We start from the raw sequence: 24,649 nt of genomic DNA on the forward strand, positions 1-24,649 counted from the left end.
GTGCCGGGCCACTGCATAAGCGGGCGGATTAGCGGGTAAGTGTGCGGATGCGCCGGCCGTGTCCACTTGCTTACTGGCACACGCAGAAGACCACTCCACACGCCCCCCTCGGGCGACGCTCCAACGCATTTACGTGTTGCGTCCCGCTCATACGTTGCCTATTCTGATTCTCACCACGCGCGGCATCCTCTCGAATCAGCGCCCCAAGAGGCGTCTCTGCAAATCAGCGAACCCCACGGGCAGTGACCGCCGGCTGCTCCTCACGGAGGAACGTATGCGCCGAGCAAGCTCGCCATGGGTACCGAGACACCTCTTCGAAGCCATTCCTTCCGCAGTGGGTCTCCTGATCCTGCTGCGCGTGCAGCCAGCCGTAGCAGGCTGCGACAACGACACGCCCGCTACCGGTCAGACCGTCACGTGCAGCAGCACGATCCCACCCGATCCCTCCAGCACGCCAATCGCAGCGACAACAGGCAGTACTAACGTTTCAGTAAACGTACTACTCGGAGCCACGCTCACCATTAATGGAAACAATGGCATCCTCGTGTACGACCGCAGCACAGTCACCAACCTCGGTACGCTAACCGTCACCGGCGACAACGTGAACGGCATCTCGGCCCAGGGCAGCGGTGCCGGTCTTGACGTTCTGACCAACCGCGGCTCGATCGTGACGAGCGGCAACGCGTCGGTAGGGATGTTCAACAGCGCCCCGGCGGTCACGATGCTCAACGACACGGGCGGCACCATTCAGACGAGCGGCGCGACGGCCCATGCGATGGCCGATCTGTCGACCACCGGCGGCGGCGCCTTGACGAACAACGGCCAGCTCTCGACGACGGGTGCAGGATCGGCCGGCATGGCGACGTTCGCCAACAACGATACGCTCGTCAACAACGGCACGATCACCACCACGGGCGCCGCAGCACCTGGTGTGCTGGCGCAGGGCAGCGTGGGCAATAACGTGCTGACGAACAACGGCACGATCAATGTGTCGGGTGCCAGTTCGGACGGCATCGTGTCGAATGACGCGTCGCCGGGCGTCATCACGAACACCGGCTCGGTCACATCGAGCGGTGGCCTCGGCGCCTACATCGCAGGCAAGGTGACCCTCAACAACGCGGCAGGCGCACGCATCGTGAGTCAGCAGTCCAACGGCGTCGATGCGAACGGCGGCGGCATCTTCAACAACGCCGGCACGATCTCCGCGCAACTGGTCACGCTTTCGTTCGCCGGCGGAAGCCCGACCATCAACAATAGCGGCACGCTCCAGTCGCTCACCACCGAGGCCATTGCCATGAACGGCCCGTACGACGTGGTGATCAACAACACCGGCACCATCGAGGGCGGCAATGGCCGCGCCATCTACACCGACACCGGCAACGACACGCTCAACTGGAGCGCCGGCACGATCACGGGCTTCGTGCGACTCGGCACGGGCCACGACACCGCAACGCTGACCGGCCTCACCGACACCAACCTCGCCGGCGTGCCGCTCTTCGCGGGCGGCAACGTCTCCAGCGTCCTCAACTTCAACGGCACCCAGGTGAGCGGATTGAGCCGCTTCACGAACTGGTCGACCATCAACGCGACCAACGGCAGCCAGCTCACGCTCGACAACAACGGTCTGACGCTCGGCAATAGCGGCACCCTGACGGGCACGCTGACGCTCGATTCAACCAGCACCCTGTTCGCCGGCGGTCTGGGCGACCCCGCGATCACCCCGGCGGTGAGCGGCCAGCTTGTCACCGTCAGCAACGCGGGCACGATCGACCTCACCAACGGCGGCACCAGCACGACCGATGCGCTGGTGGTGAACGGCAACTACGTGGGGCTCAACGGCAAGCTGCTACTGCAAAGCGTGCTGAACGGCGACGGCTCGGCAAGCGACAAGCTGGTGATCGTACAAGGCACCGGCTCGGGAAAGACAACGCTCGGGATTACTAACGTTGGCGGGACGGGCACGGCGACGCTCACGAACGGCATCATGGTCGTGCAGGCCACCGACGGCGCGACGACGACCCCAGGTGCGTTCACGCTGCCGAAGCCGCTGGTTGCAGGCGCCTACACGTACTACCTGTTCAAAGGCGGAGTAAGCGCCGGGACGGCCGACAACTGGTATTTACGTTCGAGCCTCGCGGCAGCGCCTACGCCTACGCCAACGCCGACTCCAACACCCACGCCAACGCCCGGCCCGCTCGCCGCCGGCGGCACCCCGTCCCTGCCCGCCGCGCCGCCGGCCGGCTCGGCACCCGTGCCGCTCTACCGGATGGAAGTGCCGGTCTACGCGGAAGTCCCTGAGCTCGCCCGGGCTCTCGGTATCGAGCAGATCGGCACGTTCCACGACCGTGAGGGCGCGCAGTCCCTCTTGAACGAGACCGGCGCGCTACCGGCCTCGTGGACACGCGTCTGGGGCGAGCATGCCACGCTGAGCAACGGCGGCGCCGTCGGTCCGGAGTTCAGCGGCACGCTCGGGGGGGTGGAGATCGGCCAGGATCTCTACGCCGATGCGACGCCGGGCGGTCAGCGCAACCACTACGGCTTCATCCTCGGCTTTGCCCGCGCGCAGGGCGATGTGAGCGGCTTCGCGCTCGGCTTTCCGAACCTCGCGGCGGGACACCTGTCGATCGACGCCTACAGCGCCGGCGGCTACTGGACCCACGTCGGCCCCGGCGGCTGGTACACCGACACCGTCCTGATGGGCAGTTCGCTCACCATCAGCCCGATGTCCTACGAGAATATCGGCGCCTCGACGCATGGCTCCGCCGAAACCGCCTCCTTCGAAGCCGGACTGCCGATCCCCCTGCCGGCCAATCTGCGCATCGAGCCGCAAGCGCAACTGATCTGGCAGCACACCTCAATCAACGATCTCGACGACGGCATTTCGAGCGTGTCGTTTCACGCCGCGAACGGTGTAACCGGCCGCCTCGGACTGCGGCTCGAAGGACAGTTCGAAGGCGCGGGCACGGTCTGGGAGCCCTATCTGCGCGCCAATCTGTGGCGCTACTTCAACGGCACCGACGAGGTGAGCTTCGCCGGCACCACCACCCTGCCGACCACGGTCCCCGCGACGGCAGCCGAGTTCGGCCTCGGCATCGCGGCGCGTTTGAGCGTGCACGGCAGCGTGTACGCGTCTGCCGGCTATACGACCAACGTGAACGGTGCGCATCGCAGCGTCGCCGAGGGGAACGCCGGGGTACGCTGGAGCTGGTGACCGCCTGACGCCGACGCGCACGGCGAATCGTGGCGTCCCCTTTGAACACACGCGCACGATGGGGTCATCGAACCCGCCGCGTGCCGGGTTTGTTATCGTACGGCGGAGACAGACACCACCTTCGAGACAATGAGCACCACCGCCGCCCTGCCCGCGCGCCGCGCCCCCGACGGCTTCGCCATCCTGACGATGATCGCGCTATGCGCCATCTGGGGCCTCCAGCAGGTCGCCATCAAAAGCACCAATACCTTTCTGCCGCCGGTGTTCCAGGCCGGACTGCGCTCGGCTATTGCCGCGGTGTTGGTGTGGGGCTGGGCGCGCGCCCGCAGCACACCGCTGTTTCGCGACGACGGCACGCTCGGCGCCGGACTGCTCGCGGGCATGCTGTTCGCCAGTGAGTTCGTGTGCATTTTTCTGGGCCTGACGCTGACCAGTGCATCGCGCATGGCGGTGTTTCTCTACACCGCGCCGTGCTTCACGGCCCTGGGGCTGCACTGGTTCGTCGACGGCGAGCGGATGCGGCGCATCCAGTGGGCCGGCATCATCGTCGCCTTCGCGGGCATGACGCTCGCCTTCGCCGACGGCTTCGCGCGAGCGCGCGGCGATATCCACGGCTCGATGCTCGCCGGCCTGACGGGTGACGCGCTGGGCGTGCTAGGAGGGGTCGCGTGGGCTGCGACGACGGTCGTGGTACGTGCCACCCGCCTCGCCCACTCGAGCGCCAGCAAGACGCTGTTTTACCAGTTGGCGGTGTCGGCGGTGGTGTTGCTCGCGCTTGCGGCGGGGCTGGGTCAGGTCAAGGTAGCAGTGCTGACGCCGATCGCGCTGGTGAGCCTCGCCTACCAGGCGGTGGTCGTCGCGTTCGTCAGCTATCTGATCTGGTTCTGGCTGCTGACGCGCTACATTGCGTCGCGCCTGTCGGTGTTCTCGTTTTTGACGCCGCTGTTCGGCGTCACGTTCGGGGTGTTGCTGCTCGGCGAATCGTTCAGCCTGCGGTTCCTGCTCGCCGCGCTGCTGGTGCTCGTCGGCATTGCGCTCGTCAACGCTCCGGCGCAACGGCGGTCGGCATAACGGTTAGGCTGACGCGGCCGGCGCTCAGTCCTGTGCGGCTTCGGGCCTGGCGCCGCGCGGCGCCGCGCCGGCCACGATCTGCGCGACCTTCACGTATTCGGCCACCGGCACATCCTCGGCGCGGCGTTGCAGGTCGAAGCCCAGCGCCTCGAAATCCACCCGGTCGCGAAACGCCGCCAGCGTATTGCGCAACATCTTGCGCCGCTGCGAGAACGCCGCGGTCACGACCTCGCCGAGCACACGTTCGTCGACCTCGGGCAGTTCGTGCGGCGCAAACGGAATCATCCGCACGATCGCCGAATCGACCTTGGGCGGCGGCTGAAAGGCCTCGGGTGGGACGTCCAGCTGCTTGTCGATGACGTAGCGGTACTGCAGCATCACCGATAACCGGCTGAATGCCTTGCTGCCGGGCTCCGCCACCATCCGCTCCACCACCTCGTTCTGCAGCATGAAGTGCTGGTCGATCACGCAGTGGGCGAACGCAGTGAGATGGAACAGCAGCGGGCTCGAAATGTTGTACGGCAGATTGCCGACAATCCGCAGCGTGGGCTTGCCTTCGGAGGCGCTCGATGCATCGGATGCAGCCAGCGAGGCGAAATCGAAGTCGAGCGCGTCGCCCGAATGCAGCTCCAGCAGGTCGCCGAATTTCTTCTTCAGACGCACGATCAGATCGCGATCCAGCTCGACCGCATGCAGCGGCGACTCAGGCGTAGCGAGGCGCTCGATCAGCGGCTCGGTGAGCGCGCCGAGACCCGGCCCGATCTCGACCATGCGTTCGCCGCGCTGCGGACGAATCACGTTGACGATCGAATCGATCACGCCCATATCGACCAGAAAATTCTGTCCGAAACGCTTGCGCGCGAAATGGCCCTGGTGCTGTCTGCTGGTGGACATCGAAAGACGCTACAAAAAAGGAACGGAAAAAATCAGGCGGCGCGACGGTGGCGCGCCATCGAGACGGCGGTGTCGATCGCGGCAATCAGGCTGCCCGCATCCGCGCGGCCGGTGCCGGCGAGGTCGAGCGCCGTGCCGTGATCGACGGAAGTGCGGATGATCGGCAGCCCGAGCGTGACGTTGATGCCTTCGCCGAAGGTCGCGTATTTCAGAACCGGCAGTCCCTGATCGTGGAACATCGCGAGCACGCAGTCGGCTTCGGTCAGATAACGCGGCTGGAACAGCGTATCGGCCGGATAAGGGCCGCGCGCGTCGATGCCCGCGCCGTTCGCCTGCTGCAAGGCGGGCGCGATCACATCGATTTCCTCGTGCCCCAGATAACCGTTTTCGCCCGCATGCGGGTTCAGGCCGGTCACGAGAATACGCGGCGCCGGCAAGCCGAAATGGTGACGCAGGTCGTGGTCGATGATGCGCAGCGTCTCGACGATGCTCCCGATCGTCAGCGCCGCCGCCACATCCTTCAAAGGCAGGTGCGTGGTGGCCAGCGCGACCCGCAGCGGCCGTTGGCCGGTGCCGGCCAGCATCATCACCACATGCGGCGTGTGGGTGCGCTCGGCGAGATACTCGGTGTGGCCGGTGAACGGCACGCCGGCATCGTTGATGGTGCTCTTTTGCAGCGGTGCGGTGACGATGCCGTCGAACTGGCCGGCCAGCGCGCCGTCGATGGCGCTATCCAGCAGATTCAGCACGTAACGGCCGTTGGCCGCGTCGAGCTTGCCCGCTTGCGAGGGCACGCCGAGCGGCTCATGCTGCACGCGCACCCGGTTGTGGCCCGGCCCCGACAAGGCCGCCCAGTCCACGCCGACCGCCTGGGCGCGCGCGGCGAGTAAGGCCGCATCGCCCAGCACGGTGAACTGCGCATCGGGCCAGTGGGCCGCCGCCCCCGCCAGCGCCTGCACGGTCAGCTCGGGACCGACGCCGGCGGGCTCGCCGGTCGTGATCGCGATCTGCAGCGGGGCGTGGGACGGTTGGGCAGCGCTCGTCATGATGCTTATTGCAGGCTCGGCTTACCGACCTTGACGTCGATATAAGCCGTATCGCGCAACTCGCGCAGCCAGTCCGCGTAGGCCTGCTCCGCCTTGCGTTGGCCGATGGCCTGGCGCGCCAGATCCATCTGCTGCGCCACCGAGCCTTCCGCTTCGCGGCGGCCCAGCACCTGGATCAGGTGGTAGCCGTATTCGCTGCGCACCGGCTCGCTGATCTGGCCGTCCTGCAGGCTGTTCATGGCACGCTCGAATTCCGGCACGGTCTCGCCCGGGCTGATCCAGCCGAGGTCGCCACCTTGCGATGCCGAACCGTCCTGCGAATAGGTGCGGGCAAACTTGGCGAAGTCGCCGCCTTCGGAGATTTCGCGCTTGATTTCAAGCAGCTTCTGACGCGCCGCCGGTTCCGACATGTTGTCGCCGACGCGCAGCAGGATGTGGCGCACGTGGGTTTGCGTGAGGTGGGTCGAATCGCTGCTCGCCGCACCTTGACCGGCGCGACGCTCGACGAGACGCATGATTTCGAAGCCGTCCGCGGTGCGGATCAGATCCGGGTTCACTTCGCCCGGACGCAGCGTCGCCGCTGCCTTGACCAGCTCAGGCGCCAGTTGCGAGGTGGACTGGAAGCCCATGTCGCCGCCCTTCGAAGCGTCGGCCGCCTGCGAATCCGACTTGGCGAGCTTCTCGAACTTCGTGTCGCCGCTCGTCGCCTGCTTGAGGATGCCCTGAGCCTTCTGCTCGGCCGCGACGATGTCGCTCTCCGTGGCATTGGCCGGCACCTTCACGAGAATATGCTCGAGGTGCAGGTCGCTCGTCAGACCGACATTCGGTCCACGCTGGCTGGCAATGTAGTTCGCCACTTCAGCGTCCGACACCGTCACCTTGCTGTCCACTTCCTTCTCGCGCAGACGCGACAGGATCAGTTCCGTGCGGGCGTCGCGCTCGAACGTGGACCAGGGCACGCCCTGAGCCTCGATCTTCGAACGGTACACGTCGAGCGGCAGGTTGTTGGCCGCCGCGAGCCGTTCGAGCGTCTTCTGCACCGCGGCGTCGTCGACGGTGATGTTGTCTTCCTTGGCCCGTTGCAACTGAATGCGTTCCAGCACCATCTGGTTCAGCACCTGCTGGCGCAGCTGGTCGCTGGGCGGAATCGGTGCGTTTTGCTGCTGCAGACGGCGAGAGATCAGGCCGACGCGTTCGTCGAGCTCGCGCTGCGTGATCACGCCGTCATTGACCACCGCGGCGATCGTGTCGACCGTCTGGCCATTGCTGGCGGCCGCCTGGGTCTGCCGCGCAGCCGCGTTGGGAAGATCTTGCGCCTGTGCTGGCGCGACCGACAGGAAAGAGGCCGCAGCGGCGAGACCGGCCGCGAGCGATGCCAAGCGAAGCTTTTTCATGATTCCCACAGATACTCCAATGATGTCGGGCGCGCCCCGCCCGTCTTTGCGCATTTTATAGATGATCGGACAATCGTCAGTCGTAATTGGTAAACCGCGCCTCCGGCGCCGCAGGCGGCGGCAGCGGCGTATACCCCGGCACGCCGGAGCGGAACGCCTGGATCAAGCCGTTGTCGACACTCGACAAGCCCTTGAACGTGATTTGCGCGAGCAAACGCGTGCCCTGGGTCGGCAGTCCGACGTTGTTCACCCCGTCTGCGTAACGCTGCACGCCCACGCCCAGCACCCAGCAGTCGGCGTCGTATTGCAGGCCGATCAGGCTGTCGATGATTGCGTGCCCCTGCAGATCGTAGTTCAGGCGCGCCACACTATACACGTGGTGCGTGAGCGGCCACTGCGCCGAAATCGTGATCTGGTTGACCGGCGTATTGTCCAGCGTCGTATCGGCACGCGTATAGATATAGGCGAGGTTGATCACCTTGCCCGATGCGGGGCTGAAACCGAAGCCGATACTGCTCTGGGTAAGCCGGTTGTTGTCCGCATTATATTGGACCGCGGTTTCCGACGCGAAACCGGCCCCGAGCTTCAGCGACGCCCCGGCGATCAGGTCCGAATGGGTGGCCTGCGCAGGCGTCTGGGTGGGCAGCAGCGTGACCCGTTGATCCTGGAAGTAATACTGCTGCGCCAGCACGAAGCGCGCACGCTCGTCCCCGGTAGCCGGGTTGATGAAGCGCGTGGTGATCGCCGCGGTCAGCCGGTTGGCGTCGGCCACCCGGTCGTCGCCGACGAACGTATTCGGCGTGAAGATTTCCGCGAGCCCGAAGTCCGCGTCCGCCGTGTCGAACAGCGGCGCAAACGTCTGGTTGTGATACGGCGTGTACACGTAGTACAGGCGCGGCTCGAGGGTCTGGATGTAATCCTGGCCGAACAGGCGCACCGAACGCTCGAAGATCAGCCCGGTATCGAACGAGAAGGTCGGGACCGACTCCGTGAAGTCCTTCGGTTGCCCGGCCGGCGAACCCGTGCCGATATTGCTCAGGTTGTACGACGCGAAGTGCCACTGCACCTTCGGCGTGACGAAATAACCGGGGCCGACCACCGAATACGACACGTACGGGTCGAAGGTGAGCCGGTCGCCTTCGGTCGCATCCGCGGTGGTAATGCGGAACCGCGAGAAGTCGCCTGTCGCGCCGAAGTCGAAGCCACCCACGTTGTACTGGGTGTACTTGACGTTCAGTTCAGGTTCACGCCCGTAAGGCGCCGTCGACGGGTAGAGCGTCTGCCAGTTCTGCTCGCGCGCCAGCACCGACCACGGACCGTTGTTGTACGTCAGCCCCGCTTCCTGCTGGTACAGCAGCTGCGTGCCGTTGAGGATCTGGCTGGAAACCGAGCCAAGATCTTCCGGAAAGGTGGCGTCCGAGACCTTGTTGTAATAAACGTAGCCGCCGAAGCCGTTACCGAAGTTCTGGTTGTGCTGAAGGAACAGCGCCCAACGGTTCGTCTTTGTGAGCTGGTCGTCCGGCAGGAACGTACCGCTGATCGAGCCGGAGTAATCCGGCGACAGATAGCGGAACGTCTCGTTCAGCTCCAGACCACGCTTCGAGATGTAATTCGGCGTCAACAACAGGTCGCGGTTCGGCGCGATGTTGAAGTAGTACGGCAGGTTGATCTCGAAGCCGTTGGTCGAGCCGAGCGAGAACGTGGGCGGCAGGAAGCCGCTGCGCCGCTCGCCCGAAAGCGGGAACGACAGCCACGGCGAACCGAAGATCGGCACGCCCTCGAAGAACAGCACGCCGTTGTGCGCGACGCCTTCGTCGGCGCCGGTGTCGAAGTCGAATTCGGTGCCGCGGATGTACCACGCCGGATTGCTCTCGCACTGGCACGCCGTATAGGTACCCTGCGTGAAGACCGAGCGCTCGTTGTCGAGCATGTCGACCCGCGCCGCGCTACCCGAGCCACCCGTCACGTTGAAGCGATACTTCGGCGAGGTCATGAAGCCCTCGCTCGAATCCACCTGCATGTGCGCTTCCGGCCCCTGGAAGGTGGCGCCGTTGTTGATCACGGATACCTTGCCGTAGGCGTCGGCCATGTCGGTATCCTGATCGTAGTGCAGCGCGTCCGCCTTGATCGTGAAGGTGGGACGGCGCACTTCGGCGGAACCCTTGGCGGCCAGGTCCTGATCCGTGGTGCCGTCCGTCTTGTCGCCAAGCACGAAGGTGGCCGACCTCTGGTCCGCCTGCAACGGGTGTTCCTGGAGCTGCGGGGCAAGCCGCATGCCCCAAGGCGCGTCGACGGGCTGCGCCTGCGCGGCGTCGCCCGACAACTGGGCGTGCGCAAGCGCGGGCATCAGGCCCGGCACGGCAATCAACGCCGCGACGAGCCGCCTTCTGCGGGGCACGCCGCCACGAGAGGGGGTTGTATGGGAAAGCTGTCTTGGCGGCATGTATTCGTTTGGCGAATCGGCTCGACCGCCAGCTCCTGCCCTCCCCCTCCTCCGCCTGAGCAGCCCGACCGTGATGGTGAACTACCCATCAATCCATATTGACAACCGGTCGAACGATGAGGCGGGCGGTAAGGCGGGATGAGCGAAAGCCAGCGTGAGTCGCGTCAAAAAAGTCGTGGGGTATTATATGGCAAGACGTTGCCCCCCTGAATTTGCCTTCCGGTTTTCATGACGCTGCCCCCTGCTTCCCACGCCCCCGACACCCGCCTGCAACTGCTCACCGCCTGGCTGCACAGTCACGCGAACCGTTATGCGCTCGACCTTGCGACGCTGGTCCCCGCGTCCAGCGACGCCAGTTTCCGCCGTTATTTCCGGCTGGACGGTAAGGAAGCGGAAGACGCCGCCGGCACGACACTGATCGCCGTCGACGCGCCGCCGCCGGAAAAGTGCCGCGAATTTGTGCAGATCTCGCAGTTGTTGAGCGCGGCCGGGGTGAATGTGCCGCGCGTGCTGGAGGTCGACTACGAGGCCGGCTTCATGCTCGTCACCGACCTGGGCACCACGGTTTACCTCAACGCGCTGAACCCGGACAACGCGCGCGGCTTGATGCGCGACGCGCTCGATGCCCTGATCCGCTGGCAGCTCGCCTCAAAACCGGACGTGCTGCCGCCGTTCGACGAAGCCTTCCTGCGCCGGGAAATGGAGTTGCTGCCGGAGTGGTTCATCGGCCGCCATCTGGGCCGCGAGATGGACGACAAGACCCGCGGACTGCTCGACCGCACGTTTGCGCTGTTGATCGCCAGCGCGCGGGCGCAGCCGCAGGTCTTCATGCTGCGCGATTTCATGCCGCGGAACCTGATGCTGATGGCCGAGCCCAATCCGGCGAACCCGGGCGTGCTCGACTTCCAGGACGCGGTCTATGGACCGATTACGTACGACGTGGCGTCGCTGTTGCGCGACGCGTTCCTGAGCTGGGACGAAGAGTTCGAGCTCGACTGCTTCGTGTACTACTGGGAGCGCGCCAGAAAGGCCGGCCTGCCGGTCGACGCCGATTTCGGCGAGTTCTACCGGCAACTCGAATGGATGGGCCTGCAGCGGCACATCAAGGTGCTGGGCCTGTTCTGCCGGATTAACTACCGGGACCACAAACCGCATTACATGAAAGACCTGCCGCGCTTCATCGGTTATGCGCGCAAGGTCGCCGGGCGTTACCGGCCGCTGGCGCCGTTCGCGAAGCTGCTCGACGAGCTGGAAGGCCGTGCCGCCGAAGTCGGCTATACGTTCTGAGCACCGGCCACGATGACGATGTCTCTGACCAAAGCCATGATTTTTGCCGCCGGGCGCGGCGAGCGCATGCGTCCGCTGACGGACCACACCCCGAAGCCGCTGCTCGAGGCCGGCGGCAAGCCGCTGATCGTGTGGCAGATCGAACGGCTGGCGCTTGCGGGATTCCGAACCATCGTGATCAATCACGCATGGCTCGGCGAGCGCATTGAAGCGGCGCTCGGCGACGGTTCGCGCTGGGGCGTGGAACTCCGCTATTCGCCCGAGCAGGAGGCGCTGGAAACGGCCGGCGGGATTGCGCAAGCGCTCCCGCTGCTGGAAGACGGCGCCAGCAGCGAGATCTTTCTCGGCGTGGCCGGCGACGTATATGCCGATTTCGATTACGCGGTATTGCATGCGCAGGCCGGGCGGCTTGCTGCGCGGCCCGAGCCGGGCATGCATCTGGTGATGGTGCCGAATCCGCCGTTTCATCCGGCGGGCGATTTCGGCCTGGTGGATGGCGTCGTGTCGGGCGACGCACTGCCGCGCCTGACGTTCGGCAGCATTGCGCTCTACGACACCCGCATGTTTCGCGCCTTGCCGCGCGGCACGCGGCGCGCGCTGACGCCTTACTATCGGGACACCATCGCGCGTGGGCTGGCGAGCGGCGAGAGATATGACGGCTTGTGGGAGAACGTCGGCACGCCCGAGCAACTGCAGGTGTTGGATGAGCGTTTAAGGCTCGCGGCTGCCGCGCGGTCGTCGTGACCTTAACGGCTAGTGGCCGTCCTCATGTGCCACTGCCCCCTCCGGCACCTCCTCCGCTTGCGCTGCGCGTTGCTGCTGCAGCGCCCACATCTGCGAGAACAGGCCGCCGGCGCGCAGCAGCTCCGCATGCGTGCCGCGCTCGACGATGCGCCCCTTGTCCATCACGATGATCTGCTGCGCGTGCACCACCGTCGACAGCCGGTGCGCAATGATCAGCGTAGTGCGCTCGCGGGCGATCTGATCGAGTTCATGCTGGATCGCGCGCTCCGAACGTGAGTCGAGAGCGGAGGTCGCTTCGTCGAACAGCAGAATGGGCGGATTTTTCAGGATCGTCCGGGCAATCGCCACGCGCTGTTTCTCGCCGCCCGACAACTTCAGTCCACGCTCGCCGACCGCCGTGTCGTAGCCCTTCGGCAAGCCTTCAATGAAGTCGTGAATGTGCGCGGCGCGCGCCGCCGCTATCACTTCGTCGCGCGTCGCCGACGGGCGGCCATAGGCGATGTTGTAGTAGATCGAGTCGTTGAACAGCACCGTATCCTGCGGCACGATGCCGATCGACGCCCGCAGCGAATCCTGCGTTACGTCGCGGATATCCTGGCCGTCGATCGTGATCGCGCCGCCCGTCTCCCGCTCCAGATCGTAGAAGCGGAACATCAGGCGCGCGAGCGTCGACTTGCCCGAGCCGCTATGGCCGACCACTGCGGTCGTGGTACCGGCGGGTATCGTGAAGCTCACATCGTGCAGGATCTGCCGTGCCGGCTCATAAGAAAAATTGACATGCTCGAAGCGCACTTGCGCCCCGCTCACGACGAGGTCCTGCGCATCGGGCTCGTCCGGTACCTCTTGCGGCGCGCCGAGCAGCGAGAACATGCGGTCCATGTCGGTCAGGCTCTGCTTCAGTTCGCGATACACCACGCCGAGAAAATTCAGCGGAATGTAGAGCTGCAGCATGAAGGTATTGATCAGCACCAGATCGCCGAGCGTGAGCCGCCCCGCCATCACGCCCTGGGTCGCGCGCCACAGGATAAAGACGAGCCCCGTGCCGATGATCGCCTGCTGGCCGAAGTTCAGCACGGACAGCGAGTTCTGCGACTTGATCGCCGCGGCCCGGTAGCGTTTCAGGTTCTCGTCGTAGCGCTGCGCTTCCCATTCCTCGTTGCCGAAATACTTGACCGTCTCGTAGTTGAGCAGCGAATCGATCGCGCGCGAGTTGGCGCGCGAATCGAGGTCGTTCATCGTGCGGCGGAAATGCGTGCGCCACTCGGTCAGTTTCACGGTGAAGACGATATACACGGCGAGCGCCACGAACGTGACGATCGCGTAGTACGCCTCGTACTTGATGACGAAGAAGCCGAGCACGAGGCCCACTTCGACCAGCGTCGGCAGGATGCTGTAGAGCGAATACGAAATGAGCTGCGTAATGCCGCGCGTGCCGCGTTCGATGTCGCGCGACATGCCGCCCGTCTGCCGGTCGAGGTGAAAGCGCAGCGACAGTCCATGCAGATGACGGAACACCTTGAGCGCAAGCTGGCGCACGGCGCTCTGCGTGACCTTCGAGAAGAGGATTTCGCGCAGCTCGGTGAACAGCGACGTGGACAGCCGCACCACCGCATAGGCCACCACCAGCAAGCCGACGCCACCCAGCAGCACGATGCCCGGCGAGTGGTCCGCACGGCCTAGCGCCGTCAGATGCCGCACCGATGCCAAGCCATCGACGATGTGTTTCATCACGATCGGCACGCCGAGATTGGCGACCTTCGCGCCGATCAGGCAAGTGAGCGCGAGCGCGACCCGCCCCTTATAGGTGGCGAGATAGGGCAGCAGCGAGACGATCGTCTGCCAGTCGTTGCGCGGCTGGGTCGAGATCGGCGAGGGTTCGGTGGGGGCGGAATAGCGGCGCATGGGGGTCTGCTGAGGGTGGGGGCGGAAAAGACGGAGGCAGCAGCATGGGGTGCCGCCAACGCTGGTCCGCTGCCGGCCAGGCCGGCGGCAGGCAGAGTGGCGCGCAACCCGGCTGGGCGCTTTCCCGTACAATTCCTGATCTTTCTATTGTCGCAGAAGCCGGCTGGCGCCGCTTTTCATGGGCTGGCCGGTTGCCGGTCGCAATGTTGTCGTGAAGAACCCGCCTGCTCGCCGAGCCAATCCGTTTCCCATGGGTGCCCCGATGACCGATCAACTTCAACTCCCGCAAAAATCGTGTGCGCTGCGCGTCGTGCCGCAACCGTCCGACGCCAATGTCCATGGCGACGTGTTCGGCGGCTGGATCATGGCGCAGGTCGATATCGCCGGGTCGATCCCCGCGAGCCGGCGCGCGAACGGCCGCGTCGCCACCATCGCGGTCAATTCGTTCGTGTTCAAGCAACCGGTGTTCGTCGGCGATCTGCTGAGCTTTTACGCGGACATCGTCAAGACCGGCAATACCTCGGTCACCATCGAAGTCACCGTGTACGCGCAGCGCATGAGCCTCGCGGAAGAAGTGGTGAAGGTCACGGAAGCGACGCTGACCTATGTCGCCACGGATAGCGACCGCCGTCCGCGTGCCCTGCCGGCGCTCGACTGAACCCCTTACGTCCGCGCCCAGTCCCCACGCAGCAAGCCGAACTGCAGCAGGTCGTGACGCTCGCCCTGCCAATAGCCGGCTTCGCGCGCCCGTCCCTCCTGAACGAAGCCGAGTCCGCGCGCCAGTTTGAGTGACGCGGCATTGTCCGGGTGAATCTGCGCGTCGATCCGGTGCAGCTTCATCTCTTCGAAACCCCACGCGAGCGCGGCCGACAAGGCCTCGGCCATCAAACCCGCGCCTCGCGCCGGCCGCGCCAGTTCATAGCCGACGGTACAGGTCTGCCAGCCGCGGTTCCATTTGAACAGCCCGCACGAGCCGATCAGCGACGCGTCGGACTTGCGTTGAATCCCCCAGCGCACACCCGGGTTCGGCGACTGGCGCCATCCGGCAAAAATTTCGATCAGCTTCTGCGCTTGCCGGACGTCGATCATCGGATCGGCGCCGTACCAGCGCATAGCCGGCGCGTCGCCGTGAATCGCAAACAGCGCGGGCGCGTCGTCGGCGACGAGTTCGCGCAGCAACAGCCGGTCGGTTTCGAGCGTGGGGAAGTCGCTCATCGGGCACCTGGTGGAGTGGGAAATGCGAGCGGCAATTCTACATGGGCGTCCGCGCAACGAGTCGGCGCGACCGCCGTCCGGCACGAATCGCGCGAATGCGAGAGAATCGTCGCCATCGCGCAAGCGGGCAAGTTTGCCAACCGGTTTTGCGCGTTCAACCTGTCCATCCGGAATGGGAGTGTGGCGTTGAATCAAAAATCCTCTTCAGCCAATGCGGACGGCGTATTCGAACCGTTCGCCATCAGCGAAGTGCCGCTCGAAGTGTTCGAGCACGGCGAGCGCTTCGGCATGAGTTTCCAGCATCTCAGTTCGTTCGGCGGCGGCTCGCAGGTGAGCGTGTCGATGGAAGTGTTGCCGCCGGGCAAGCAGGCCAACCAGCTCCACTATCACATGCTCGAAGAGGAGCACGTGTTGATCCTCGAAGGCAGTCTCACGCTGCGGCTCGGCGCGCAATCGCATGTGATGTCCGCGGGGCAGTACGTCTGCTTTCCCGCCGGCCAGGCCGTGGGGCATGCCTTGCACAATCACACGTCGCAGCCGTGCCGCTATCTGGTGTTCGGCAATCCGCAAGCGCACGACGTGGTGGTGTTCCCCGACTCGGGACGCGTCAGCGTCAGGCTGATGGGCGAGAGCTACAGGAAGTCCGCGCGGATGGAGTACTGGGACAACGTCGATACAACCGGGCCGACCTGAGGCAAGCAGCAGGCGGCCGTTGCGGTCCGCCCATTCAGTCTCGCGGATTGATGCGGGACGTCAGCACGTGATCGGCCCACTCGCCGTTGATCTTCAGATAGGCCCGCGCGAGGCCTTCGCGCTCGAAGCCGAGCTTCGTCAGCAGCTTGCCGCTGCGCAGATTCTCCGGACGGTGATTGGCCATGATCCGATGCAAGCGGTACTGGCTGAACACGTGATCGATTGCGGCGCTAAGCGCCTCGTGCATCAAGCCGCGCCCTTCGTAGCGGCCGCCGATCGAAAACCCCAGAAAACAGGCCTGAAAGGGTCCACGCACGATGTTCGTAAAGTTGCATTCGCCCAGCACCGTGCCGGTGAGACGACCCCGCAGCAGCAGATGCAGCGCCGAGCCGTGAGTCATCTGCTGCTCCATCACGGCAAGACGTTGCTCAGCCGCCGGCAAGGTGAAGAACTCGTCGGCGCGCAACGGCTCCCAGGGCTGCAAATGGGCGCGGTTCTCGATCTGGAACGCGAGCAACGCTTCGGCGTCCGCACGGCTCGCGGTGGAGAGCCGCACGCGCTCGGTGACGATGCCGTCGGCGGGAAAATCGGGAGGGGTCAATTGGCTGAGGCTCCTGTGCCTTCGTTCACGCGAGCATACATCCTGAAGTTGCCGGGGGTGCCGCGCACCATCCGGTAGGCGCGCAGCAGGCCTTCATAGCCGTAACCGCATGTCTTCAGGACGGCGTCGGAGCGCAGGTTCGTTTCAAGCACGGTGGCCTGCACACGCACCCAGCCTTCGTGCGAGAACGCCCATGCCGTGACCGCGGCGCACACCGCGCTCGCGATGCCGCGTCCCCAGTAAGCCGGCGCGAGATCATAGGCGATCTCGGCGCTGCGGTTCACGTCCGACACCGTATGAAAACCGATCGTGCCGATCAGATCGCCGCGCGCCTGATCGACGATCGCCATGCGGCGCATCGACGTGGGCGCGCTCGATTCGAGCGCGTCGAACATCGGCACCAGGTCCGCGGCGCAATGCAGATTCCAACTGGTGTGTTCAACCACGTCGGGGATCGAGAGGTAGTCGAACCATGCCGGCCCATCCGTCCGCTCGAGTTGCCGCAGCACGATACCGGGATAGCCGGAGTCCGGCGGAAAATCGATTCTCATGAGAAATGCTCGTTGACGGCTTTACTAAAGCTCGGTGTCGGTACGGTGCATGCGGCATGCATGCGTCACAAGCTTCGTTCCACGGTCGCGAGGAAGGTTGCGCGCTCATCGGCTTCGGATACGCGAAAGCGCTCCCATTCCGCGCTCACCCGCATGTCGGCGAAGAGGCCGGCTGCATCCTCGTGGAAATGCAGAAACGCCTTGCCCTTGCGATAAAAAACACCTGGGCGCGTCTCCTTGAGCTCGCTGCGCTCGCGTATCGAGGCGATCAGATCGGCGAGCGTGTCCAAGGCTGCGGGTCCAGCATGCTTCATCGATCAGACTCCTTTGCGACGGCGAGACGGTGCTTATAGATAGCCGATCTTTGACGCGAAGGCAACGGTCGCAAAGACTCGGCCATCGGGCAAGACTAGAAGCTCCCGCGCCTTGTCCAAAGTTTATCGTCGATATACAGTCGCGCGAGTCGCCTGAGGAAACCATGATCCGACCTTGATCCGAGCGTTCGCTCCCGCATAGGAAGCCACGCACCGCAATCCGCGGTGCGCTTGTGCACGCTCGGATTTTCTTCGTCCATTTTCATTTCGCACGTCAACGCTGACGTTGCGTAGGAGTGGGCGTATGTCTTCAAGGATTACGGATCATGAACGAAGCAGGACACTCGGAAGCCCATTTCGGCGCTTACCGCGACTTCTGGTGGAATAGCGATTTCCTGTCGCTCTGCGCAGCGCGGCTCGATTTTCAGTCGCGCCGCCGCGTACTCGATGTAGGTTGCGGCGTCGGTCACTGGAGCCGCGCCATCGCCCCTTTTCTCACGCCCGGCACCCAACTCACTGCGGTCGACCCAGACCCAAAGTGGTCGCAGGCGAATCCTCCGTGGTTAGCGCAGTTGCGGGACCGCGATATCGATGCACGCGTCCTGCCCGGCGATGCCATGGCGCTGCCGTTCGCCGACGCCAGCTTCGATTTCGTCACCTGTCAGACCGTGCTGATCCATGTGCCCGACGCAGCCCAGGCGTTAGGCGAAATGGTGCGCGTGCTCGCGCCCGGTGGCTTGCTGCTGTGTGTCGAGCCTGACAACCTGGGTGCATGCACGAGCCGAAGCTCGTGCAGCGACGAGCAGACCCTCGAGCAGGCCATGGCGAGCTTCGGCTTTCAGCTTGCAGTGGAGCGCGGACGCCGGGCATTGCGGCAAGGCGATCATTCGGTGGGCGGATTGCTGCCCGGCCTGTTTGCCGGTGAAGCACTTCGGGATATTGACGTCAGGCTTTCGGACAATGCCATGCCGCTCTACCCGCCGTACGAGCAACCCGGACAACGCGCGCTTCTGGAGGCCATGCAGGACTGGAGCGCCACTGATTCCACTGCACGCGCGGAGACCTTCGAACTGTTCTGCAAGGGCGGCGGCGACCCCGCACGCTTCGACGAAGTCTGGCTGCAACTGGAACGCGACCAGGCACAGTTGCCAGAGCTAATAGAAAGTCGCCGTTTGACGTTCGCGGGTGGCGCGCTGATGTACATGGTCAGCGGGTACAAGGTCTAATCAGCACGCCTCACGTTGCAAACCATCAGGCCCGGCGTCCGCAAAAACGCCGGGCCTGATTCCGCTTTCCGCGTCACAGATGCTTGTAGTAAAACGTCGTGGCGCAGAACTCGCCATCGGGCATCAGCGCATATTTCGGGACCGTCCCGGCACGCTGCCAACCGGCGCGCTCGTACAGGCGCTCGGCGTCGCCGCCCGTCACTGTATCCAGCACCAGCACGGTCTTGCCTTCCGCACGCGCCACCGCGTCCACAGCCACCATCAACTGCTGCGCAATACCGCGCCGCCGCGCCTTGCGCGACACCAGCATCTTGGCGATATCCGCCCGGTGCGGCTGATTGTCCGGCTGCGCGGTGATCAACTGCACGGTGCCGAGAATCTCGCCTTCGCGCGTTTCCGCGATCAGCAGCACCCGCTCGTTGCGCACCACGCCCTCGGCGACGCCGCGCCAGAACGCCAGCGCTTTGTCACGCGGCAGCGGCAACATGAAGCTCACCGAGGCGCCGCCTTCGACGCAATCGATCAGCACATCCGCCAATGCCTCCACGCAGGCGACGGCTTCATTTGCGCCGATCCGCCGTACGCTGACTTCTTCACTCATCCGTTTCTCCTTGTCTGCGGCAGCGGTACGGTGACCAGCGCCACCAGATAGCGCGCCGACTCGCGAGTGGGGTTGCGAAACACAATGGGACAGTCGAGGCGCATGGTGAGGCAGTCGCCCGTTTGCAGCCGCCAGTGCACCTCGCCCACCGTCATCTCCATCACGCCTTCGATCATCCAGACCTGCTGGTGAATCTCGGCGTCACGGGCGCTCGTGTCGTAAGCGACCTGCTGGCCGGGCGGGAATCTGACCTCCACCAACTGGATAGGCGAGCGTGCCGCAGGCGACAGATTGCGACGCACGTACCCGGAGGTCGGATCGGTCCATACCGGCTGCTCGGCGGCGCGCGCCATCGGCGAAGAAACGGCGGCCGGCGTGGCACTGTCTTCGAACAGCGACGCAAGCGTGACGGCCAGCGCGGTGGCGAGCTTGTCGAGCACGGTAGCCGTCGGGCTGCTCTGGCCGCGTTCGATCAGCGAAATGGTGGACCGGCTCACGCCGCTGCGTTCGGCCAGCGTGTCGAGGGAGAAGCCCTGGGCGTCGCGAAGCTCGCGCACCCGGCTGGCAATTCGGTTGTTGATGTCCATGAAATCCAGTTTACTAGAACAAAAATCCAGTAAACTAGAATTTTACGGCGACCGGGAAAGAAACCCGCGGCGCGCCTTCCGCAAAGCGAAATGAAGCGCCCGCGCTATGCCACCACCATCGCCGCCGCCCCGCCCTGCAGCAAACCCGGAATGGCGTCGCGCGGCATCGGTCTGGAAAAGAAGAAGCCCTGCATTTCGTCGCAGGCGCGCTCCTTGAGAAAATCGAGCTGCGCGGAGGTCTCCACGCCTTCGGCAATCACCTGCAATTTCAGCGAATGCGCGAGCGCGATGATCGCCGAAGTGATGGTCTCGTCGTCGCCCGAGACGCCGATATCCGACACAAACGAGCGGTCGATCTTCAGGCGGTCCACCGGGAAGCGCTTCAGGTAGCTGAGGCTCGAATAGCCGGTGCCGAAATCGTCGATGGCAAGGCCAATCCCCAGTGCGTGCAGCGCGTTGAGCATCAGCACCGCTTCCTCGGCGTTGCGCATGATGGTGCTTTCGGTGAGCTCAAGTTCGAGATACTGCGGCTCGAGCCCGGTCTCCTCGAGCACCTGGGTCACCAGCTTGGCAATATCGTGCTGCTGGAACTGCCGCGCCGACAGGTTCACCGACACCCGCGCCGGCGGCAAGCCCTCATCCTGCCAGGCCTTGTTTTGCCGGCACGCCTCGCGCAGCACCCACTCGGAGAGCGGCCCGATCAACCCGCACTCCTCCGCCACCGGAATGAACGACGACGGCGGGATCAGTCCCACTTCCGGATCGCGCCAGCGCACCAGCGCCTCCATGCCGACGATCTGTCCGGTCACGATATCCACCTGGGGCTGGTAGTGCAGCAGGAACTCGTTGTCGCGCAAGGCGCGCCGCAGACGGCGTTCGAGATTCAGCCGCGCGCCGGCGCTCGCATTCATCTCCGGCTGGTAGAACTGGAAGTTGTTGCGGCCCATGTCCTTCGCGCGGTACATCGCGAGATCGGCCTTCTTCATCAGCGTTTCGGCATCCTCGCCATCCTGTGGGAACAGGCTCGCGCCCATGCTGCAGCCCACGTACAGCTCCGTGCCGTCGAGCCACACCGGCTCCGAGATCGACGCCCTGACGCGCTCCATCCACGCAATCAGCGACTGCTCGTCGACGATATCGGTCATCACGACCACGAACTCGTCGCCGCCATGACGCGCCACCGTGTCGCTCGCCCGCGCGCAGCGCGCGAGCCGCTCGGCGACGACGCTCAGCAAGCGGTCGCCGACGCTGTGCCCGAGGCTGTCGTTGACGTTCTTGAAGCCGTCCAGATCCATGAACACGACCGCGACGCCCTTCTGATGGCGCTTCGCCACGATCAACGCATGCTGCAGACGGTCGCGCAGCAGATTGCGGTTCGGCAGGCGGGTGAGGCTGTCGTAGTTCGCCTGATACTCGAGCTGCTCCTGATAGCGGATCAAGTCAGTGACGTCGTTGATGACGCCGATGTGATGCGTCGTCGCGCCGTCCGGATTCGGCACCGGCGCAATGAAGAGCTGGTTCCAGAACAGCGCGCCGTCTTTACGGTAGTTGCGCAGCACCGCGCTCACTTCGCGATTGGCGGCCAGCGACTGGCGGATCAAGGCGATCCCTTCCTGATCGCGGTCGTCGCGTTGCAACAGCCGGCAGTCCTGACCGATCACCTCGGCCGCGTCGTAGCCCGTGATGCGCTTGAACGCCGGATTGACGTATTCGATCAGATTGCCGGCCGCGGTCGGCCCGGTGATCAAAATGGCGTTGACGCTCGCGTCGAGCGCGCGGCTTTGCAGGCGCAGCGCGAGGTCGGCGCGCTTGCGCTCGGTGATGTCCGTATAGGAGCCGAGCACGCCGATCACCCGGCCGTCGCTATCGGTAAACGGCAGCTTGCTCGTCACGGTGGTGCGATGCACGCCGTCGATCATCAGATCGACCTCGAAGTTCATCTTCGGCACGCCGGTGCTGACCACCTCGACGTCGTGCGCCCGGACCTCGTCGGCGAGCGCGCGCCAGGGCAGATCGTGATCGGTCTTGCCCACTACCTGCTCGGGATAAGCCAGCCCCGCATCGCGCGCGAACGCCATGTTGCAGCCCAGATAGCGCGAGTCCTGATCCTTCCAGAAAATGCGCTGCGGGATATTGTCGATCACCGTCTCAAGCATCTGGTTCGAGCGCTGCGCCTCGGCTTCGGCATTGATCTGCTCGGTGACGTCGTCGGCCAGCACGAACGTCGCCGGACGGCCCAGGTAGGTCAGGTAATGGTACGAAATGTCGGCGCTGATGGTCGAGCCGTCCTTGCGCCGGTGATGCCACACGCCCGCCATGATGCGGCCTTGCATGGGGCCGCCTTCGCTGCGCGAGAGATGCGATTCGAGGCGGCCGATCTCGCCGCTCGGCCGGATCGCGCGGATCGTCATGGCGAGGAACTCGCTCTCCGAATAGCCGTATTGCTGGGTAGCGGCGGTATTGACCGCGAGAAAGCGCAGCGTTTCGCGATCGAAGATGTACATCGGCACCGGGTGGGTGTCGAACAGGCCGCGAAAGCGCTCGTCGTGGCGCCGCAAGGCCTTGGCGACCCGCAGCCGTTCGCGTGCCGCGCTCTCGCGGGCGCCGAAGGTGTAGATCAGCAGCGAACTGCCCGCCAGCATGGTGACGATCAGCAGCAGCATGGCGCGCTGGGTCTGGCGGGTCGACTCCACCAGCGACACCTGCAGCGCGTGATTCTCCTGCTGCCGCAAGGTCGTCAGCGCGGCTTCCACCCGGCCCAGTTGCATCCCCAGCCGCGTATAGGCCGACGCCGCCCAGGCGCGCGATTCGTCGGGCGCGCTGGCCTGCGCCCGCACCAGCGCGGCCTCGATGTCATCTTGCAGACCGCGGCTCTCACGGCTCAGGTTGCCCAGCGAGGCGGCCATCGACGGCTGGTCGGCGAGCTCGGCGGCCAGTGTGCGCTCCAGTCCGGCGAGCGACGCCGTCATCGTCGAGGCGGCGTCGGCCGGCTCCGGGCGGCCCGTCGCCTCGAAGCGCCCCAGCGCCGCCAGGCCGTCGTCGAGCGTGGCGCGATAGGCGTCGAGATTCTGGCGGATGTCGGTCGAGCGCAGGGTGCGCACGTCGGCGTCGCGCTGGCCGCGGATCTGCGTGTAGGCGACGAACGCGTTCGCGCCGACCGCTGCGGCGACGACTGCCAGATTGATCAGCAGCCGCCTCGATAGGAAAGGAGTCATGGGTTCCGAACGTCAGTCGTTCTGCGGGCGGGAGCGCGCTCTGGGTCGTCCGCTTTCGATGCGTCGTGTTGCACGTGCATCTTCCTGCATCCGCCCGGTCTTTGGGTCTTTTACGCGCCAACCCATGGTTAACGGCAGCGGTCGGAACAGCTTGAGGGCCAAGGGCGAAAATAGTTGCGCCAGATCTACCCGGCCAGCCCGAATTCCCTCATGGCGGGCACAAAGTCGTGATTCGCTTCCGGCTTACGCGACAGCTTGGCAAGCACATAGCGTTTGAACGGGGCGAGTTGCGACCATTGGTCCGCGCTGGGAGCGTGCAGGCCAGCGAGACGCGACTGCTGCAGCACCCCGTCCGGCACCGCATCCGCGCGACGCCACGCCGGCGCGTCTTCGGGGGTGAACCAGTCCGGTTCCACATTGGCATGGGTGCGCAGCATTTCGAACAGCGCGTGATCGAAATTCGGCTCGATGGCAGCGTCTTCCTCGACCGGAAAACGCGCCAGCAGCTTGCGGTCTTCGTGCGGCAGCATCTGCCATTGGGCTAGCGAGATGCGCAGGCCGAAGCGGTCGAGATTGAAACGTACGGCCATCGGGATATAGGTGAGATCCTCCGACGACTCGACTTCGAAGTCGAACAGGAGGGGTGCTTCGTTCAGTCCCATGACAGTGTCCTCGTCGATGCTTCTTGCTGCGCTTGAATGCCAGGCAACACGCAATGCCGGCTTGAGGTATTTTAGAACCTTATTCGCGCGACGGCGGCCCGGCCTGGCCTAGCTTGGGACGCACGCGCGCAGTGCAAGGTTAAAGGAGTCAGAGTGTGAACGAACTGGAAACGGCCGGACAGCCGGGTACTGTCGAGCGTCAGGTGCGCCGGCATCGCGGCGCCGCGGTGGAAACCGTGACCGATCATGTCGGTCAGGAATGGCCCGTGGCGCTCGTCTTCAACGGTATTTCGCATGCGGTGATGATGTGCACCCCGCGCGATCTGGAGGCGTTCGCGGTGGGATTCGCGATTTCGGAAGGGATTGTCGAGCGCAGCAGCGACATTCAGGACATCGAGGTCGTGTTGCATGGCGGCGAATTGCCGCATGCTGAAGTGCAATTGCAGGTCGTGCAACAGGCGTTTGTCGCACTGAAGGAAAAGCGTCGGGCGCTCGCCGGCCGGACCGGCTGCGGCGTGTGCGGCATCGAAAGCATCGATTTGCTGGACCTGAAACCGGAGCGCGTGCCGGATACCGGTTTTCTCGAGCGGCTAGCACCGGATGCGATCGCCCACGCCGCGCGCGCGTTGCCGGAACACCAGGCGCTGACCCGGCTGACCGGTGGCCTGCACGCGGCGGCATGGTGCGATGCGACAGGCGCGATCCGGCTCGCGTACGAGGACGTCGGCCGTCATAACGCGCTGGACAAGCTGATCGGCCAACTGGTGCTCGACCGTGCCGATACGCGCGACGGCTTCGTGTTCCTGTCGAGCCGCGCGAGCTATGAACTGGTGCGCAAGGCCGCGCGCGTCGGCGTGCCGATGCTGGCGACCATCTCGGCGCCGTCGTCGCTGGCGATTTCGATTGCGCGGCAGGCCGGCGTGCGGCTGGTGAGCTTCTGCCGCGAAGCGGGTTACGTCGACTACGAGACGGTGTGAACCGCCCCGCCAACC

21 protein-coding genes are annotated in these 24,649 nt (G+C 64.9%); 8 read left to right on the forward strand and 13 right to left on the reverse strand.

The window, feature by feature from the left end:
• Positions 1-274 precede the first annotated feature (274 nt).
• Positions 275-3,211, forward strand: coding sequence for an autotransporter outer membrane beta-barrel domain-containing protein (locus tag P3T42_RS23800; RefSeq protein WP_429307425.1), 2,937 nt, complete (start codon positions 275-277; stop codon positions 3,209-3,211).
• 129 nt (positions 3,212-3,340) lie between these two features.
• The gene (locus P3T42_RS23805) at positions 3,341-4,282 is read left to right on the forward strand and encodes a DMT family transporter (RefSeq protein WP_074300766.1); all 942 of its coding nucleotides are present in this window, start codon (positions 3,341-3,343) and stop codon (positions 4,280-4,282) included.
• A gap of 24 nt (positions 4,283-4,306) precedes the next feature.
• Here P3T42_RS23805 and rsmA read toward each other — a convergent pair whose 3' ends face one another.
• From rsmA to P3T42_RS23825, 4 genes are all read right to left on the reverse strand, one after another.
• A complete protein-coding gene (rsmA, locus tag P3T42_RS23810; protein ID WP_074300767.1) occupies positions 4,307-5,176 on the reverse strand; it encodes a 16S rRNA (adenine(1518)-N(6)/adenine(1519)-N(6))-dimethyltransferase RsmA in 870 nt (289 codons plus the stop codon).
• A gap of 32 nt (positions 5,177-5,208) precedes the next feature.
• Positions 5,209-6,222 carry a 4-hydroxythreonine-4-phosphate dehydrogenase PdxA gene (gene pdxA / locus P3T42_RS23815; RefSeq protein ID WP_074300768.1) on the reverse strand — a complete coding sequence of 338 codons (1,014 nt, stop codon included), beginning with the start codon at positions 6,220-6,222 and terminating at the stop codon, positions 5,209-5,211.
• Positions 6,223-6,227: 5 nt separating this feature from the next.
• Positions 6,228-7,625 carry a peptidylprolyl isomerase gene (locus P3T42_RS23820; RefSeq protein ID WP_074300769.1) on the reverse strand — a complete coding sequence of 466 codons (1,398 nt, stop codon included), beginning with the start codon at positions 7,623-7,625 and terminating at the stop codon, positions 6,228-6,230.
• 67 nt (positions 7,626-7,692) lie between these two features.
• Positions 7,693-10,059: an LPS-assembly protein LptD gene (locus P3T42_RS23825; protein WP_429307426.1), complete on the reverse strand. Its 2,367-nt coding sequence runs from the start codon at positions 10,057-10,059 to the stop codon at positions 7,693-7,695.
• 228 nt (positions 10,060-10,287) lie between these two features.
• Between P3T42_RS23825 and P3T42_RS23830 the strand changes: the two genes are divergently transcribed.
• Together P3T42_RS23830 and murU are read left to right on the forward strand one after the other, a co-directional pair.
• Positions 10,288-11,346, forward strand: a complete 1,059-nt coding sequence (locus P3T42_RS23830; protein ID WP_429307427.1) for an aminoglycoside phosphotransferase family protein — start codon at positions 10,288-10,290, stop codon at positions 11,344-11,346.
• A 12-nt stretch (positions 11,347-11,358) separates the two neighbouring features.
• Positions 11,359-12,090, forward strand: a complete 732-nt coding sequence (gene murU / locus P3T42_RS23835) for an N-acetylmuramate alpha-1-phosphate uridylyltransferase MurU (RefSeq protein WP_074300772.1) — start codon at positions 11,359-11,361, stop codon at positions 12,088-12,090.
• Between the two features lie 9 nt (positions 12,091-12,099).
• Here murU and P3T42_RS23840 read toward each other — a convergent pair whose 3' ends face one another.
• Positions 12,100-13,992: an ABCB family ABC transporter ATP-binding protein/permease gene (locus tag P3T42_RS23840; RefSeq protein WP_429307428.1), complete on the reverse strand. Its 1,893-nt coding sequence runs from the start codon at positions 13,990-13,992 to the stop codon at positions 12,100-12,102.
• Positions 13,993-14,254: 262 nt separating this feature from the next.
• Between P3T42_RS23840 and P3T42_RS23845 the strand changes: the two genes are divergently transcribed.
• Entirely contained in the window at positions 14,255-14,650 is a 396-nt protein-coding gene (locus P3T42_RS23845) for an acyl-CoA thioesterase (RefSeq protein ID WP_074301766.1), read from the forward strand.
• Positions 14,651-14,655: 5 nt separating this feature from the next.
• Here the strand turns inward: P3T42_RS23845 and P3T42_RS23850 are convergent, their stop codons facing one another.
• Positions 14,656-15,207, reverse strand: coding sequence for a GNAT family N-acetyltransferase (locus tag P3T42_RS23850; protein WP_429307429.1), 552 nt, complete (start codon positions 15,205-15,207; stop codon positions 14,656-14,658).
• A 186-nt stretch (positions 15,208-15,393) separates the two neighbouring features.
• On the opposite strand from P3T42_RS23850, the gene P3T42_RS23855 reads away from it, so the two are divergent.
• On the forward strand, positions 15,394-15,900 hold the full coding sequence (locus P3T42_RS23855) for a cupin domain-containing protein (protein WP_074301767.1): 507 nt from the start codon (positions 15,394-15,396) through the stop codon (positions 15,898-15,900).
• A 34-nt stretch (positions 15,901-15,934) separates the two neighbouring features.
• On the opposite strand, the gene P3T42_RS23860 is transcribed toward P3T42_RS23855, so the two are convergent.
• The 3 genes from P3T42_RS23860 to P3T42_RS23870 form a co-directional block, all read right to left on the reverse strand.
• Positions 15,935-16,501 carry a GNAT family N-acetyltransferase gene (locus P3T42_RS23860; RefSeq protein ID WP_429307430.1) on the reverse strand — a complete coding sequence of 189 codons (567 nt, stop codon included), beginning with the start codon at positions 16,499-16,501 and terminating at the stop codon, positions 15,935-15,937.
• Entirely contained in the window at positions 16,498-17,052 is a 555-nt protein-coding gene (locus tag P3T42_RS23865; protein ID WP_429307431.1) for a GNAT family N-acetyltransferase, read from the reverse strand. The genes P3T42_RS23860 and P3T42_RS23865 overlap by 4 nt, the downstream gene beginning before the upstream one ends.
• A gap of 65 nt (positions 17,053-17,117) precedes the next feature.
• Complete coding sequence (locus P3T42_RS23870; RefSeq protein ID WP_429307432.1) at positions 17,118-17,342, reverse strand: hypothetical protein; 225 nt, start codon at positions 17,340-17,342, stop codon at positions 17,118-17,120.
• A gap of 350 nt (positions 17,343-17,692) precedes the next feature.
• Between P3T42_RS23870 and P3T42_RS23875 the strand changes: the two genes are divergently transcribed.
• Positions 17,693-18,592 (forward strand): class I SAM-dependent methyltransferase, encoded by a 900-nt coding sequence (locus P3T42_RS23875; RefSeq protein ID WP_429307433.1) that lies wholly within the window; start codon positions 17,693-17,695, stop codon positions 18,590-18,592.
• 73 nt (positions 18,593-18,665) lie between these two features.
• Here P3T42_RS23875 and P3T42_RS23880 read toward each other — a convergent pair whose 3' ends face one another.
• The 4 genes from P3T42_RS23880 to P3T42_RS23895 form a co-directional block, all read right to left on the reverse strand.
• Positions 18,666-19,193, reverse strand: coding sequence for an N-acetyltransferase family protein (locus tag P3T42_RS23880; RefSeq protein ID WP_429307434.1), 528 nt, complete (start codon positions 19,191-19,193; stop codon positions 18,666-18,668).
• The gene (locus P3T42_RS23885; RefSeq protein ID WP_429307435.1) at positions 19,190-19,780 is read right to left on the reverse strand and encodes a helix-turn-helix domain-containing protein; all 591 of its coding nucleotides are present in this window, start codon (positions 19,778-19,780) and stop codon (positions 19,190-19,192) included. Before P3T42_RS23885 ends, P3T42_RS23880 begins: the two co-directional genes overlap by 4 nt.
• A gap of 104 nt (positions 19,781-19,884) precedes the next feature.
• Positions 19,885-22,995 carry a sensor domain-containing protein gene (locus tag P3T42_RS23890; RefSeq protein WP_074300781.1) on the reverse strand — a complete coding sequence of 1,037 codons (3,111 nt, stop codon included), beginning with the start codon at positions 22,993-22,995 and terminating at the stop codon, positions 19,885-19,887.
• A gap of 185 nt (positions 22,996-23,180) precedes the next feature.
• Positions 23,181-23,657: a nitrate reductase associated protein gene (locus P3T42_RS23895; RefSeq protein WP_074300782.1), complete on the reverse strand. Its 477-nt coding sequence runs from the start codon at positions 23,655-23,657 to the stop codon at positions 23,181-23,183.
• Between the two features lie 155 nt (positions 23,658-23,812).
• On the opposite strand from P3T42_RS23895, the gene fdhD reads away from it, so the two are divergent.
• Positions 23,813-24,634, forward strand: a complete 822-nt coding sequence (fdhD, locus tag P3T42_RS23900) for a formate dehydrogenase accessory sulfurtransferase FdhD (RefSeq protein ID WP_074300783.1) — start codon at positions 23,813-23,815, stop codon at positions 24,632-24,634.
• Positions 24,635-24,649 lie beyond the last annotated feature (15 nt).

Origin of the sequence: Paraburkholderia sp. GAS38 (genome assembly GCF_050434965.1) — a bacterium.
In the GTDB taxonomy this organism is placed as follows: Bacteria; Pseudomonadota; Gammaproteobacteria; order Burkholderiales; family Burkholderiaceae; genus Paraburkholderia; species Paraburkholderia phenazinium_A.

Excerpts from the sequence above, each read along its gene's own strand:
- pdxA (WP_074300768.1), bottom strand. The coding sequence starts at position 6,222 with ATGACGAGCGCTGCCCAACCGTCCCACGCCCCGCTGCAGATCGCGATC.
- P3T42_RS23875 (WP_429307433.1), top strand. The coding sequence starts at position 17,693 with ATGAACGAAGCAGGACACTCGGAAGCCCATTTCGGCGCTTACCGCGAC.
- P3T42_RS23800 (WP_429307425.1), top strand. The coding sequence starts at position 275 with ATGCGCCGAGCAAGCTCGCCATGGGTACCGAGACACCTCTTCGAAGCC.
- P3T42_RS23830 (WP_429307427.1), top strand. The coding sequence starts at position 10,288 with ATGACGCTGCCCCCTGCTTCCCACGCCCCCGACACCCGCCTGCAACTG.
- P3T42_RS23880 (WP_429307434.1), bottom strand. The coding sequence starts at position 19,193 with ATGAGTGAAGAAGTCAGCGTACGGCGGATCGGCGCAAATGAAGCCGTC.
- P3T42_RS23885 (WP_429307435.1), bottom strand. The coding sequence starts at position 19,780 with ATGGACATCAACAACCGAATTGCCAGCCGGGTGCGCGAGCTTCGCGAC.
- P3T42_RS23805 (WP_074300766.1), top strand. The coding sequence starts at position 3,341 with ATGAGCACCACCGCCGCCCTGCCCGCGCGCCGCGCCCCCGACGGCTTC.
- murU (WP_074300772.1), top strand. The coding sequence starts at position 11,359 with ATGACGATGTCTCTGACCAAAGCCATGATTTTTGCCGCCGGGCGCGGC.
- P3T42_RS23890 (WP_074300781.1), bottom strand. The coding sequence starts at position 22,995 with ATGACTCCTTTCCTATCGAGGCGGCTGCTGATCAATCTGGCAGTCGTC.
- rsmA (WP_074300767.1), bottom strand. The coding sequence starts at position 5,176 with ATGTCCACCAGCAGACAGCACCAGGGCCATTTCGCGCGCAAGCGTTTC.
- P3T42_RS23845 (WP_074301766.1), top strand. The coding sequence starts at position 14,255 with ATGACCGATCAACTTCAACTCCCGCAAAAATCGTGTGCGCTGCGCGTC.
- P3T42_RS23865 (WP_429307431.1), bottom strand. The coding sequence starts at position 17,052 with ATGAGAATCGATTTTCCGCCGGACTCCGGCTATCCCGGTATCGTGCTG.
- P3T42_RS23895 (WP_074300782.1), bottom strand. The coding sequence starts at position 23,657 with ATGGGACTGAACGAAGCACCCCTCCTGTTCGACTTCGAAGTCGAGTCG.
- P3T42_RS23840 (WP_429307428.1), bottom strand. The coding sequence starts at position 13,992 with ATGCGCCGCTATTCCGCCCCCACCGAACCCTCGCCGATCTCGACCCAG.
- P3T42_RS23825 (WP_429307426.1), bottom strand. The coding sequence starts at position 10,059 with ATGCCGCCAAGACAGCTTTCCCATACAACCCCCTCTCGTGGCGGCGTG.
- P3T42_RS23850 (WP_429307429.1), bottom strand. The coding sequence starts at position 15,207 with ATGAGCGACTTCCCCACGCTCGAAACCGACCGGCTGTTGCTGCGCGAA.